The organism is Paracoccus sp. NBH48, from assembly GCF_015390265.1.
In the GTDB taxonomy this organism is placed as follows: Bacteria; Pseudomonadota; Alphaproteobacteria; order Rhodobacterales; family Rhodobacteraceae; genus Paracoccus; species Paracoccus marcusii.
In genome coordinates, this window is sequence record NZ_VUOJ01000004.1 from 75,237 (window position 1) to 88,542 (window position 13,306).

Sequence of the window (13,306 nt, forward strand, 5' to 3'; positions counted from 1 at the left end):
CCGTCGAATGCGACCGTCCGCGGACATCGCGAAACACCGCCGGATGCCCCGCGATCGGGGCCCCGCTGCGCGGACGCGCCCTTACAGGCGGCCGTCCTGGATGCGCAGTTGGCGGGCGCGGGTCAGGATGGCATCCTCGACCGCGCGGACGGTGCCCGCCTCGACCGCGGCGCCGCCCGGCCCCTGCAACGCCAGGCGCAGGCTGCGCGCATCCAGGGCCGGGTCGCTGATCTGGATCGTCGCACGATAGGACCGCCCCCCGCCCGGAGGCGTGCCGTAGCCGGTCTGGATCACGCCGGTGAACGGATCGACCGTCTGCACCGGCAGAAAGTTCAGCACGTCCAGGCTGGCGTTCCACAGGTACTTGTTCACCCCGACCATCTGGTCCGGGTTGCCCGACCGGATGAACAGGTCCTGGATCAGGGTGCCCCGCTCGGACGGGCGCATGTCGCGGTCGGGGGTGGGGCCCGCGTTTTCCGTCGTGCCGTTGCCGCAGGCCGCCAGGCCCGCGCACAGCGTCGTGACGATCATCAGGCGCGTGGCGCGTGCATAGGTCATCCCAGTCCCCCGGAGGTCAGTTCAATGGTACAATCTCTTGGGGTCAGCATTAGCCCGGATCGGCGCCGCGAAACAAGCGACTTGAGGCGCGGACCCCGTCCGCACGGCCGACGCGGGGCCTGTCCGGACAGGGCGGTCGGGGCAGGTGTGGCCCAAGTGCATCACGGAAATGGGCAAAGAAAACAGCAGACGCGTGATTCCGTTGCATCACAATCGCGAAAGAGTGAAACAAATTGCATACCCAGGGCGGGACAGCTGGCTTGGGCAACAGAGAGACAAGAGGGAACACACCATGAAGAAGGCACTTATCGCCTCGACCGCGCTGGTCCTGACCGCGGGTATCGCCGCTGCAGACGTCACCATCTCGGGTTATGGCCGTACCGGCGTGCTGTACCAAGAAGACGGCGTGCGCGGTGCGATCGTTACGGATGACGGCGATGTCTACACCGCCAGCGAGGCGATCGTCCAGTCGCGCCTGCGCATGAACATCGACGCGACGACCTCGACCGACCAGGGCGTCGACTTCGGTGGCCGGATCCGCATCCAGTGGGACCAGGGCGATGACGAAACCACCGTCGCACCCGGCTATGTCTACGTGACCGCCAGCGGCCTGACCGTGGAAATCGGTAACTCGAACACCGCCTACGACTCGGCTGCCCTGCTGTACAACTCGGAAATCGGCGTCTACTCGCGTTCGTTCGGCAACTCGCGCGGCGACTTCTTCGCATTCAACACCGACGGCTACCCGTCTTATGACAACACGGTCGACCTGACCAACCAGCGCCGCAACGACTACATGGGCGTCATGGTCAAGTACGCCGTCGCCGGTGTGAACCTGCGCGCCTCGGTCGTCGATCCCGACCAGGTTTATGATGGCCTTGGTGGCGATGACGAAAAAGAATACAGCGTCTCGGCCGACTATGTCTGGAATGACTCGGTGACGCTGTCGGCAGCCTACGTGAAGAACGGCGCAGGCATCGACGACAACGACCAGTACTTCGTCGGCGCGGAATACGCGTTCAACGACAAGACCGACATCGGCCTGCTGTACTTCGACAACGGTGAAGTCCTGGGCGACGACTCGGACCTGGGCAAGACCATCACGCTGTACGGCAGCTACGAGGTTGCTCCGCTGACCACCATCAACGGCTATGTCGCCAATAACAGCGCAGATTCCAACGAAACCGACAACGCGTTCGGTATCGGCGGCTCGTACGATCTGGGCGGCGCCATGCTGGCCGGTTCGGTTCAGCGCGGCTACAACGAGAACATCACCGCGACATGGGCGTGCAGTTCAACTTCTGATCCTTCGCGGTCAGACGTCACATGGAAAGAGCGGGCCTTGCGCCCGCTCTTTTCTTTTTGTCAGGTGGGATCATGGGACTGGACGACATCACCCGCCGCATCCGCGCGGCCGAATCCGCCGCAGGGCGCGCACCGGGCAGCGTCACGCTGATCGCGGTCAGCAAACTGCAACCTCCCGAACGGGTCGAGGGCGTTCTGGCCGCGGGCCACACCGTCTTCGGAGAGAACTACGTCCAGGAGGCGCAGGCCAAGTGGCCGGCCTGGACCGCGGCACATCCGGGCGTGTCGGTCCACATGATCGGGCCGCTGCAATCGAACAAGGCGCGGGCCGCCGTGCAGCTGTTCGACGCGATCCACACGCTGGACCGCGTGACGCTGGCCCGCAAGCTGGCCGCGCAGATGGCCGAACAGGGCCGCCATCCGCAGCTGTTCGTGCAGGTCAACACCGGGGACGAGCCGCAAAAGGCCGGCATCCTGGCGGATGAGCTGCCCGGTTTCCTGGCGTTGTGCGCCGAGCTGTCGCTGTCGCCTGAGGGCCTGATGTGCATTCCGCCCGACGGCGAGGATCCGGCACCGCATTTCACCCTGCTGCGCGACCTGGCGCGCGACCACGGCCTGCCCGGCCTGTCGATGGGCATGAGCGCCGATTTCGAGACTGCCATCGCCCATGGCGCGACCCATGTCCGCGTGGGGTCGGCGATCTTCGGGGCGCGGAACGCTCAGGGCACGTAAAGCGGCGTGCCCGGGGGGGCGTGACGCGCAATCCACATCAGGTCGCGGCGGGCAAAGGCGATGCAGCCTTCGGTCCCGAAACCAGGGCTGCGCCACTGGTGCAAGAAGATCGCCGATCCCCGCCCCGGAACCGCATCCGCATTCCAGTCCATCGTCAGGATCACATCGTACAGCGGGTCGGCGCGGCGCAGCCGCTCGTGGCTGGCCGCAAGCGGCGCGCGGGCGTGCCGGTTATAGGCCGCATGGCCCGGATCGTCACACCACAGATCGCCCGGCCCGATCACCCGCGCCCAAGGCGCGGGGCGGGCCAGGCGGTCCGGGCGGTACCACAGCCCGGTGATGCGATGGCGGCCCGACGGGGTGGCGTGATCGCCCTCGCGCTTGGCGGGGGTGATCCCGGCGCGACCGATGCTGCAGGGAATGACGCGGCCCAGAAAACGCAGCCCCTGCGGGGTCAGCACCATGCCGGTCACAGCAGATGCCCCGACTTTTCGGCCTTCACATCCAGATAGCCGGTGTTGTGACGGTTGCGCGGCACGACCAGCGGCACCCGTTCGGGGACCGCGATGCCATGGGCCTGCATCATCGCCACCTTGCGCGGGTTGTTGGTCATCAGCCGCACGGCGCCGAAACCCAGCCGCCGCAGCAGAGCCGCGCCGATGCGGAAGTCGCGCTCGTCATCCTCGAATCCCAGGCGGTGGTTCGCCTCGACCGTGTCAAAGCCCTGGTTCTGCAGGTCATAGGCGCGCATCTTGTTGGCCAGCCCGATGCCCCGCCCCTCCTGGTTCAGGTACAGCAGCACCCCCGCCCCCGCCTGCCCCATCGCGGCCAGTGCGGCGTTCAGCTGCGGCCCGCAATCGCATTTCAGGCTGCCCAGCACGTCGCCCGTGAAACAGGCCGAATGCAGCCGCGCCAGGACGGGCGCGTCGCGGGGCGGGTCGCCGATCTCGATCGCGTAATGCTCCTCTCCACCGTCATCGGGACGGAAGATGTGCAGCCGCGACCGCTCCGCCGACAACAGCGGCAGGCGCGCCGCCGCGACCGGGGCCATCGCGGCCTCGGCCGCAAGCTGCGCCAGAACCGGACCCGCGGGCAGGCGCGTCAGGCCCGGCGGCGCAGGGGCCGCGACCATCAGCATGGCAGGCAGCAGCTGCGCCGATTTCGCCAGCGCCAGCGCCGCGCGATGGGGTCCCGCATCGCCGTCGCGCAGGGTGGTCAGTGGCCCCTTCATCGGGGTCATCAAGTCGCCTGCGGGATCGGCCAACGCCCGCAGCCATGCCAGATCGGCCGCCGCCGGAACCGCCACCCGCGCCAGATCGCCGTCATAGGCGCGCGCCTTGAGCGTTTCGGCCCGCCGTCCGGTCAGGGCCAGGACGGCGGGGCCAAGCGCGCGCAGATCGGTCAGACGCGCGGGCGACAGCGTCTCGACCGCGGCCGCCAGATGGTCGCCAAAGGCCACCGGCAGGCCCATGCGCAGGTCGGCGCGGGCGCGGGCGATGGTCTCGGGCAGGGTCGGGATCAGGCTCATGGGGCCACGCATTCTTGAAACAGTCTGAAACATAACGCACCGATCCGACAACTCCATGTGAGGATTCGCACATGGCGCTGGACGGTCCGGGCCGCGACGCCCAACTCATTGCGCAATGACGCAAAGGAGGCAACCATGGCCGGACTGAAGAAGATCCTGCTTGTCGATGACGAGGAAGACCTGCGCGAGGCCCTGGCCGAACAGCTGGTCGCGACCGACGATTTCGACGTGACCGAGGCCGGCAGCGGCGCCGAGGCGGTCGAAGCCACCAAGAACGCGATCTTTGACCTGGTGGTCCTGGATGTCGGCCTGCCCGACACCGATGGACGCGAGTTGTGCAAGAAGCTGCGCAAGCTGAACGTCAAATGCCCCATCGTGATGCTGACCGGGCATGACACCGATGCCGACACGATCCTGGGCCTGGATGCGGGCGCCAACGACTATGTCACCAAGCCGTTCAAGTTCCCGGTCCTGCTGGCCCGCCTGCGCGCCCAGCTGCGCACGCATGAACAGTCCGAGGACGCGATCTTCCAGCTTGGGCCGTACACGTTCAAGCCGTCGATGAAGATGCTGATCGACGCCAAGGACCGCAAGATCCGCCTGACCGAGAAGGAGACCAACATCCTCAAGTTCCTGTACCGCGCACAGGACGGGGTGGTGGCCCGCGACGTGCTGCTGCACGAGGTCTGGGGATACAACGCGGGCGTGACCACGCACACGCTGGAGACGCACATCTATCGCCTGCGCCAGAAGATCGAGCCGGATCCGTCGAACGCGCGCCTTCTGGTCACGGAATCGGGCGGCTATCGCCTGGTCGCCTGAGGCATCGGCGGGTTTCTGCGCAGACAACTTTGCCGGGAACCCAAGCCCTGATGTGACGTTCTGTCCCCGAAGCCCAGTGGTCGGCGGATGCGGCCACACCCCTCCCTCTCTGTTCTGCCCCGGCGTTCCCTGCGCCGGGGCTTCTTTTTTGGGCGGCTGTCCGGTCAGCGTCCGTGCGGCGCGGTCCAGTCCGCGTCCGGACCGATGGGCACGATGCGGTGTGGATTGATCATGTCGTGGCTGTAGTAATAGTGCCGCATGAAATGATCCGGATGGATCGTCCGGGCGACGCCCGGCCACTGGTACAACTCGCGTGCCCAGCCCCACAGGTTCGGATAGTCGACCACGCGGCGGCGGTTGCACTTGAAATGCGTGTGATAGACGGCATCGAACCGGACGATGGTGGTGAACAGCCGCCAGTCGGCCTCGGTGATGCGGTCGCCGGTCAGATAGCGGTGTTCGGCTAGCAGCCCCTCGATCCCGTCCAGGCTGTCGAACAGCGGATGGACCGCCTTGTCATAGGCCTCCTGGGTGGTGGCGAAGCCCGCCTTGTAGACGCCGTTGTTGACGGTGTCATAGACGCGGTCGTTGATCGCCTTGATGCGCGCGCGCAGGGGTTGGGGCCAGTAATCGTCCGTGTTGCCGGTCACGCCGTCAAAGGCGCTGTTGAACATGCGGATGATGTCGGCGCTTTCGTTCGACACGATCCGGCCGGTCTGACGGTCCCACAGGACGGGGACGGTGACGCGTCCCGACATGTCGGGCGTGTCCTTCAGATAGACCTGGCGCAGATAGTCCAGGCCGAACTGCCGGTCGCCCGTGGCGCCGTCGAAATCGGTGCGAAATTCCCAGCCCTCGCTCAGCATCTCGGGGTGGACGACCGAGATGTCGATGTGATCCTCCAGACCTTTCAGCGCGCGGAAGATCATCGTGCGATGCGCCCAGGGACAGGCATGGCTGACATAGAGGTGATAGCGTCCCGATTCGGCCGCGAACCCGCCCTGGCCCGTCGGCCCCGCCTGCCCGTCCGAGGTCACCCAGTTGCGGAACTTGGCCGTGTCGCGCTTGAACTCTCCCCCGGTGCTGTCGGTGTCATACCATTCGTCCTTCCAGACGCCGTCGACCAGCTGGCCCATGTGAACTCCTTTCGGTGATGTGACGGGGCAACGGGCGGGGGGGCCGCCTTGTTCCCCGTCACCCGATGGCGCGGTCGCGGGTCTCGATGCGGATCAGCAGCAGGGCCGCCGCCGCCAGCAGCAGCAGCACGGCGAAACTGCCGATGGCCAGGCCAAAGCCGCGCGCAAAGACTACGGCCAGCAGGCTGGGCGCCAGGATGCCGCCCAGGCGGGCGACCGCGCTGGCCGTGCCCATGCCCGTGCCGCGCAGATGCGTGGGATAGAGTTCCGGCGTGAACGCATAGAGCGCGCCCCAGGTGCCCAGCAGCGCAAAGCTCATCACGATCAGGGCCGTTGCGACCAGGGCGGGGCTGCTGGCCAGGGCGAACAGGCCGCAGCCCAGGGCCGACAGGACCAGAAAGGCCGCCAGCGTGGGGCGACGGCCCACCGCCTCGACCCCCCAGGCCGCCAGCGCGTATCCGGGCACCTGCGCCAGTGCCAGGATCACCAGGAAGCCGTATCCGCGCACGAAGCCGAAGCCTTCGGTCGCCAGCTGTCCCGGCACCCAGACAAAGACGCCGTAATAGGACAGCGACACCAGGAACCACACCGCCAGCACGCCGATGGTCGCGCGCCGCAGCGGGGCCGCCATGATCGACACGGCACCTCCCGACGGCACCGGCGCGGGACGCAGATGCGCGTTGGCGGGCAGCGGCATCGCGCCGTTCACGGCCAGCACGCGGTCGATGACGGCGCGCGCCTCAGCCTGGCGGCCCTTGCGGACCAGGTACATCGGCGATTCCGGAATCCAGAACCGCAGGAAGAACCCGATCAGCGCCGGCATCGCCGCGACCAGGAAGATCCAGCGCCACGGCGCGACGGCCCCCATGCTGGCGGCGGCCCAGGCCGTCAGGGCCACGACGATGGTGCCCACCGCCCAGAACCCCTCCAGCCAGACCAGCCAGCGGCCGCGGTTCCTGGGCGGCAGGAATTCGGCCATCATCGCATAGTCGACGGGCAGCGTGCCGCCCACCGCGACCCCGGTCAGAAACCGCAGGATCAGCAGCCAGGTGAAATCGCCGGCCATCACCGATGCCAGCCCGAACACCGCGTCCATCGCGACGGTGCCGATCAGCACCCATTTGCGCCCGATCCGGTCGGCCAGTCGGCCAAAGGCAAAGGCGCCGACGAACATGCCCAAGAAGAACACCGTCCCGATCTGCAGCGCGGTCACGCGCTCCAGGCCGAAGGTCGCGGCGACCGAGGGTGCGGCGAAACCCACCGCGATCACCTGCATCGCGTCCGCCGCCCAGACCAGGCCGAAGATGCCCAGCAGGCGCCACTGGAACCGGCCCGTGCCGCCGCGCGTCAGCGCCTCGTCGATGGTGATCTTCATGGCCGTTCCCCCCAATCCCCGCGCCCCTTGCATAGCGCGCGGGGATCATATGGCAAGCCCGCGCCTCGACAGGGCGGACCCGCGCGGCTAGGGTCCGCGCCCAAAGGAGCCTGCCCATGTTCACCATCGCCACCTGGAACATCAACTCGGTCCGCCTGCGCGAGGGTCTGGTCGCCCGCCTGCTGCAGGAAGAGGCGCCCGACGTGCTGTGCCTGCAGGAATGCAAGTCGCCGGTGGACAAGATCCCGCTGACCCGGTTCGCGGACCTGGGATACACGCATATCGTGGCGCGCGGGCAGAAGGGTTACAACGGGGTGGCGATCCTGTCGCGCCTGCCGCTGGAGGATGCGGGCGACCGCGATTACGCGCAGCTGGGCCATGCCCGCCACGTCGCCGCCCGGCTGGAGAACGGCGTGGTGATCCACAACATGTACGTCCCCGCGGGCGGCGACATCCCCGACCGTGACCAGAACCTGAAGTTCGGGCAGAAGCTGGATTTCCTGTCGGAGATGCGCGACGTGTTCCATGCCGACCGCCCGACCCGGTCGATCCTGGTGGGCGACCTGAACATCGCCCCGCGCGAGGACGACGTCTGGTCGCACAAGCAGCTTCTGAAGATCGTCAGCCACACCCCGGTGGAGGTCGAGTATCTGCTCGCTGCCCAGGACGCGGGCGGCTGGGTGGACGTCACCCGGCAGGACATCCCGCAAGGGCTGCTCTACAGCTGGTGGAGCTATCGTGCCAAGGACTGGGACGCGGCCGACAAGGGACGGCGGCTAGACCATATCTGGGCCACCGCCGACATTGCAGGCGCCGCCCATGGCAGCCGCATCCTGCGCCCCCTGCGCGGCTGGGAGGGGCCCAGCGACCACGTCCCCGTCATGGCCAGCTTCGACCTCTAGGCGTTTTCGCCCAGGGCGTGATCGCCCAGGTCCAGCACGTCCTCGTTCTGGCGGTCCCACTCGCGACGTTCGGCATCGGTCGCCTGGGGCGAGAACCAGCCGGTGACCGCATAGAGGATACCGATCAGCGGCGCCGTCCAGCAGGCGAAGGCCAGCGGGATGTACAGCAGGTTCGTCAGGTTGCCGTCCATCACGCCCAGCGACAGGGCGGTGATGACGAAGGCGCCGCCCGCGTTCCACGGGATCAGCGGGGACATCAGGGTGCCCCCCTCCTCGACCGCGCGGGACAGGTTCAGCGTGGAGTAGCCCATGCCGCGGTACAGCGGCGCATACATCCGCCCCGGCAGCGCGATCGAGATATAGGGATCGCCCGCCACCACGTTGGTGGCGAAGGCGGTCGCGATGGCGCTGCTTTGCACGGCGGTAAAGCTTTTGACGCGGCTGATGATGGCATTGATGATCGCCTCCAGGCAGCCGGTCCGCTCCAGCGCGCCGCCGAATCCCAGCGCGATCAGCATCAGCGAGATGGTCCACATCATCGACTGGATGCCGCCCGCGTTCAGCAGGCTGTCGATGTCGGCCACGCCCGTTTCGATCGCGTAACCGGACTGGGCATAGGTGAAGACGTCGTGCAGACCCGCGCCCTGCAGAAAGATCGCGATGATCCCGCCCAGCAGCACCCCCGCGAACAGCGACGGCAGCGGCGGGCGGCGCGTGACGGCCAGCACGATCACCACCAGCGCCGGGATCATCGGCACCCAGCCCAGCGTGAACTGCGCGGCCAGCGTGTCGGTGATCGCGTCGATGCGCGCCATGCTGGTCTCGGCCGGAGAGATCAGCCACGTCCCCGCGATGAAATAGATGACCAGTGCGATCAGCATCGCGGGCACGGTCGTGGGCAGCATGTTGCGGATGTGATCGAAGATGTTCACCCCCGTCACCGCCGGCGCCAGGTTCGTCGTGTCCGACAGCGGAGAGATCTTGTCGCCGAAGAACGCCCCCGACACGACCGCCCCCGCCGTCCAGTAGGCCGGAATGCCGAAACCCGCGCCGATGCCCATCAGCGCCACGCCCACGGTGCCCACGGTTCCCCAGCTGGTGCCCAGGGACAGCGACACGACCGCGCACAGCACCATCGCCGCGACCAGGAAGATCTGCGGGTTCAGCAGCGTCAGCCCGTAATAGATCAGCGTCGGCACCGTCCCCGACGCGATCCAGACCCCGATGATCATGCCCACCACGATCAGCACCGACAGCGACGGCATGGACACGTGGATGACGTGGAACACTCCTTCGCGGATGTCCATCCACCCCTGCCCGCGCAGGACGCCCAGAAGGCCGGTGATGGCCAGCCCCAGGATCAGCGGGATGTGCGGGGTGAAATCACCGTAATAGAACAGCTGCAGCGCCAGCAGGCCCAGCGTCAGTACGATGGGCAGCAGGGCCAGCCACAAAGGCGGCAGGCCCGGCCGGGTCGGGGGGGTCTCTGTCATGGTCATGTCCCTCATGTCTTCACACGGCCGTGAGGCCTGCGTGATCGCAACGCGCAAACCGGCCCTTTCGTTCAGCCGCCAAGCGCCCCATATTGCGGGGAACACGCCAACCGAACCATGCGGGGCCAGGATGACCATGCTTTTCGAGGGGGCCCAAGCGCCCAAGACCGACGACTTCATCAAGGACGTGACCGAGGCCACCTTCATGGCCGAGGTGGTCGAGGCGTCGATGCAGGTGCCCGTCATCGTCGATTTCTGGGCGCCCTGGTGCGGCCCCTGCAAGACGCTGGGCCCCGCGCTGGAGGCCGAGGTCGCCCGCCACAAGGGCCGCGTGCGCATGGCCAAGATCAACGTGGACGAGAACCAGACCATCGCGGGCCAGTTGCGCGTGCAGTCGATCCCGACCGTCTATGCCTTCTTCCAGGGCCAGCCGGTCGATGCCTTCCAGGGCGCGGTGCCCGCCAGCCAGGTCAAGCAGTTCGTCGACAAGCTGGCCGCGATGTCGGGCGATGACGGCGGCCTGGCCGACGCCCTTGCCGCGGCCGAGCAGATGATCGAGGACAGTGAGGCCGCCGACGCCATCGAGACCTTCACCGCCATCATCGGAGAGCTGCCCGACAGCCCCGAGGCATGGGGCGGGCTGATCCGCGCCCATCTGGCCGCGGGCGACCATGCCGCCGCCGCCTCGACCCTGACGCAGGTGCCAAGCCCCCTGGCCCATGCCGGCCCGGTCGAGGCCGCGCGCGCCAAGCTGGCCCTGGCCCAGCAGGCCGCCAGCGCCGGTCCGCTGGACGATCTGGCCGCCCGTGTCGAGGCCGATCCGGCCGATCAGCAGGCACGGCTGGAATACGCGCAGGCGTTGCATGCCGACGGCCAGCTGGAGGCCGCCATCGACATCCTTCTGGACAGCTTCCGCCGCGACCGCGAGTGGAACGACGGCGCCGCCAAGGCGCAGTTGATCACGATCTTCGACAGCCTCAAGCCCACCGACCCCATCGGGCAGAAGGGCCGCCGCCGCCTGTCCTCGCTGATCTTCGCCTGACCGATGGCGCTGCGTTTCGACCTGCCCGACCGCATCCCGCTGTTCCCGCTGCCCGGGGCCGTGCTGATGCCGCGGGCCCGCATGCCGCTGCACCTGTTCGAGCCGCGCTATCTGCAGCTGCTGGAAGACACGCTGAAGACCGATCACCGCCTGATCGGGATGATCCAGCCCGAGGGCGACGGCCTGTCTGCTATCGGCTGCGCGGGCCGGGTCGTGGCGTTCTCGGAAACCGGCGATGGGCGGATGATGATCTCGCTTGGGGCAATCTCGCGGTTTCGCCTGCAGGAGGTCGAGGAGGGCTTTGCCCCCTACCTGCAGGGCCGCGTCGACTGGTCTTCGTTCGCGCGCGACCTGTCCGGCCCGGAGCAGGACCCGACGCTGGACCGCAAGGCGCTGTTTTCGCTGCTGGACCGCTACATGCAGACGCAGGAGCTGTCGACGGACTGGGACGCCGCCGCCGAGGCGGAGGACGAACTGTTGATCAATTCGCTGTCGATGATGCTGCCCTTCACGCCCGGCGACAAGCAGGCGCTGCTGGAATCGCCCACCCTGGCCGACCGCCGCGAGCTGCTGGTCGGCCTGATCGAATTCGCCCTGCACGGCGGAGAGAACGAGGAACGCCTGCAATGACCGATGCCCCCCTTTTCGACCGCCACATGCTGGAGGCGCTGGTCTGCCCGGTGACCCACGCCACGCTCAGCTATGACGCCCAGGCGCAGGAGCTGGTGTCCCGCACGGCGGGGCTGGCCTTTCCGATCCGTTCGGGCATCCCGATCATGCTGATCGACGAGGCCCGCCAGATCCGCGCCGATGACTGACCCGCGCGCAGGGGCGTGACCGACATGGACCGCCCCGTGGCGATCCCGCGGGTGGCGGCCGCGCGCCGGCCCGAACCCGCCGCCCTGCCCCTGTGGCTGCGGGCCGTCATCATCGCCTGCTGCATGATCGAGGCGTTCTGCTTTGCCGCGCCCATGCTGGGCCTGGGCAGCGCGCGGACGGCCTCGGTGATGCTGGGCGGCTTCTGGGCGCCACTGGTGGGCGACGGGGTCGGGCTCTATCCCGGTCAGGGGGTCGCGATGTTCCTGACCTACGGCCTGCTGCATTCCGGACCGCTGCATCTGGCGATGAACATGATCTCCCTTGCCGCCGTCGGCCGAGAGCTGGTGCGCATGATCGGATCGGCCCGCATGGCGCTGACCTATCTGCTCAGCCAGATCGCCGCCGGCATGGTCTTCGCCTGGATGCAGCCCGATGCCGGGCCGATGGTCGGCGCGTCGGGCGCGGTCTTCGGGCTGGCGGGGGCGCTGGTCGGCTATGCGGCGATCACCCTGCGCCGCCGTCACCGCCCGATGAGCCCTCTGGTGCGCGCCGTGGCGCTGATCCTGGGGCTCAACGTGGCGCTGACGTTGCTGATGCCTTCGATCGCCTGGCAGGCCCATCTGGGCGGGGGCGTGGCGGGCCTGATGCTGGGGCTGATCTTTGCCCTGATCCCGCGCCGCTGACCCCCTGCCGACGCCGGTGCGGCCCTCAGCCGTCCTGGGGGGTCCGGGGGGCCTGCCCCCCGGCGTCGCGGGACGCAATCTGCGCGCTTTCGTCATCCGCCACCGCTGCGGTGGTGCTGTCCGTCGCAGGCTGTTCCACCGGGTCAGCGTCACCCGGATCGTCGCGGACCGGCGCATCTTCGATGGCCGCTTCCGGCTCGGCGGCGGCATCGTCGCGGACGACATCTTCGGGATCGAAGGCGTCCTCGATCCCCTCGGCGGCCATCAGGCGCCGCAGCGCCGCGCGGAACTCGTCCGCGGGCTGCCAGACCAGCGATGCCGCATCCTGCCCCTCGACCTGCGCCAGGTGCTCGGCCACCAGGCGGTGCCCGATGCCATAGCCGGTCCATTTGCGCATCCGCCCACGCCCCAGGAACCACTCGCCTTGATCATAGTCGCGGCGCGCCCACAGCCCCGCGGCCTGCTTCAGCGTGCCCAGCCCCGGCCGCGTCTGATCCCAAGGGTCGGGCGGCCCGCCCAGAACCTGCTGGACGAAATGTCCCGCCAGTCCCTCGCTGACCAACGCCTCGCCCAGGGACCGACCGTATCCCGGCCCGTCCCACCGCGTCAGGCGATGCAATGCGTGGATCAGGGTGCGACGGAAATGCTCGGGCTCGACCCGGTCGGGGTCCAGCGTGATCTCGATGATGCCGGGGGCCGGGGCGTGGCCCGCGATACCCCATTCGGGGATCACCCCGTCGCCCGCCCGCACCACAAGATCGAACCGGGGCAGGTCCAGATGCGCCTCGGCCATCGCCACCATCTCGCGCGCATGGGCGCGGATCTCGGCCATGACGGGCGTCAGGGCGCTGCGGGCGTTCAGCATGTGCAACTGCCAGATCGTCATGGCCACATCCCGTTCTGGCCGGTCC

Annotated in this window: 15 protein-coding genes; 8 read left to right on the forward strand and 7 right to left on the reverse strand. The window is 68.1% G+C overall.

Annotated elements, in window-relative coordinates:
* Nucleotides 1-81 precede the first annotated feature (81 nt).
* Nucleotides 82-558, reverse strand: coding sequence for a DUF3576 domain-containing protein (locus F1642_RS07240; RefSeq protein WP_045983147.1), 477 nt, complete (start codon nucleotides 556-558; stop codon nucleotides 82-84).
* A 292-nt stretch (nucleotides 559-850) separates the two neighbouring features.
* Here F1642_RS07240 and F1642_RS07245 point away from each other — a divergent pair, with 292 nt between their 5' ends.
* Both F1642_RS07245 and F1642_RS07250 read left to right on the forward strand, forming a co-directional pair.
* Nucleotides 851-2,014, forward strand: coding sequence for a porin (locus tag F1642_RS07245; RefSeq protein WP_194885891.1), 1,164 nt, complete (start codon nucleotides 851-853; stop codon nucleotides 2,012-2,014).
* Nucleotides 1,936-2,595, forward strand: a complete 660-nt coding sequence (locus F1642_RS07250; protein ID WP_045983149.1) for a YggS family pyridoxal phosphate-dependent enzyme — start codon at nucleotides 1,936-1,938, stop codon at nucleotides 2,593-2,595. The genes F1642_RS07245 and F1642_RS07250 overlap by 79 nt, the downstream gene beginning before the upstream one ends.
* Here the strand turns inward: F1642_RS07250 and F1642_RS07255 are convergent.
* Nucleotides 2,583-3,059, reverse strand: a complete 477-nt coding sequence (locus F1642_RS07255) for a L,D-transpeptidase (protein ID WP_194886243.1) — start codon at nucleotides 3,057-3,059, stop codon at nucleotides 2,583-2,585. The genes F1642_RS07250 and F1642_RS07255 overlap by 13 nt on opposite strands.
* Nucleotides 3,060-3,064: 5 nt before the next feature.
* Nucleotides 3,065-4,123 carry a GTP cyclohydrolase II gene (gene ribA, locus F1642_RS07260; protein WP_194885892.1) on the reverse strand — a complete coding sequence of 353 codons (1,059 nt, stop codon included), beginning with the start codon at nucleotides 4,121-4,123 and terminating at the stop codon, nucleotides 3,065-3,067.
* Between the two features lie 135 nt (nucleotides 4,124-4,258).
* On the opposite strand from ribA, the gene F1642_RS07265 reads away from it, so the two are divergent.
* Complete coding sequence (locus tag F1642_RS07265) at nucleotides 4,259-4,945, forward strand: response regulator transcription factor (protein WP_127897427.1); 687 nt, start codon at nucleotides 4,259-4,261, stop codon at nucleotides 4,943-4,945.
* A gap of 164 nt (nucleotides 4,946-5,109) precedes the next feature.
* Here the strand turns inward: F1642_RS07265 and F1642_RS07270 are convergent, their stop codons facing one another.
* Both F1642_RS07270 and F1642_RS07275 read right to left on the reverse strand, forming a co-directional pair.
* The gene (locus tag F1642_RS07270) at nucleotides 5,110-6,081 is read right to left on the reverse strand and encodes a glutathione S-transferase family protein (protein WP_194885893.1); all 972 of its coding nucleotides are present in this window, start codon (nucleotides 6,079-6,081) and stop codon (nucleotides 5,110-5,112) included.
* A 58-nt stretch (nucleotides 6,082-6,139) separates the two neighbouring features.
* Nucleotides 6,140-7,456 carry an MFS transporter gene (locus F1642_RS07275; RefSeq protein WP_194885894.1) on the reverse strand — a complete coding sequence of 439 codons (1,317 nt, stop codon included), beginning with the start codon at nucleotides 7,454-7,456 and terminating at the stop codon, nucleotides 6,140-6,142.
* Between the two features lie 116 nt (nucleotides 7,457-7,572).
* Between F1642_RS07275 and F1642_RS07280 the strand changes: the two genes are divergently transcribed.
* Nucleotides 7,573-8,358: an exodeoxyribonuclease III gene (locus tag F1642_RS07280; RefSeq protein ID WP_194885895.1), complete on the forward strand. Its 786-nt coding sequence runs from the start codon at nucleotides 7,573-7,575 to the stop codon at nucleotides 8,356-8,358.
* Here the strand turns inward: F1642_RS07280 and nhaC are convergent.
* Nucleotides 8,355-9,851: a Na+/H+ antiporter NhaC gene (nhaC, locus tag F1642_RS07285; RefSeq protein WP_194885896.1), complete on the reverse strand. Its 1,497-nt coding sequence runs from the start codon at nucleotides 9,849-9,851 to the stop codon at nucleotides 8,355-8,357. The genes F1642_RS07280 and nhaC overlap by 4 nt on opposite strands.
* 136 nt (nucleotides 9,852-9,987) lie before the next feature.
* Between nhaC and trxA the strand changes: the two genes are divergently transcribed.
* The 4 genes from trxA to F1642_RS07305 are packed head-to-tail and all read left to right on the forward strand — an operon-like array spanning nucleotide 9,988 to nucleotide 12,395.
* Nucleotides 9,988-10,893: a thioredoxin gene (gene trxA / locus F1642_RS07290; RefSeq protein ID WP_370582863.1), complete on the forward strand. Its 906-nt coding sequence runs from the start codon at nucleotides 9,988-9,990 to the stop codon at nucleotides 10,891-10,893.
* A 3-nt stretch (nucleotides 10,894-10,896) separates the two neighbouring features.
* Nucleotides 10,897-11,523: an LON peptidase substrate-binding domain-containing protein gene (locus F1642_RS07295; protein WP_194885898.1), complete on the forward strand. Its 627-nt coding sequence runs from the start codon at nucleotides 10,897-10,899 to the stop codon at nucleotides 11,521-11,523.
* A complete protein-coding gene (locus F1642_RS07300) occupies nucleotides 11,520-11,711 on the forward strand; it encodes a Trm112 family protein (protein ID WP_045983714.1) in 192 nt (63 codons plus the stop codon). The genes F1642_RS07295 and F1642_RS07300 overlap by 4 nt, the downstream gene beginning before the upstream one ends.
* Before the next feature lie 24 nt (nucleotides 11,712-11,735).
* A complete protein-coding gene (locus F1642_RS07305; protein WP_255522371.1) occupies nucleotides 11,736-12,395 on the forward strand; it encodes a rhomboid family intramembrane serine protease in 660 nt (219 codons plus the stop codon).
* A 25-nt stretch (nucleotides 12,396-12,420) separates the two neighbouring features.
* On the opposite strand, the gene F1642_RS07310 is transcribed toward F1642_RS07305, so the two are convergent.
* Nucleotides 12,421-13,281, reverse strand: a complete 861-nt coding sequence (locus F1642_RS07310) for a DUF2268 domain-containing putative Zn-dependent protease (protein ID WP_194885900.1) — start codon at nucleotides 13,279-13,281, stop codon at nucleotides 12,421-12,423.
* Nucleotides 13,282-13,306: the final 25 nt, after the last annotated feature.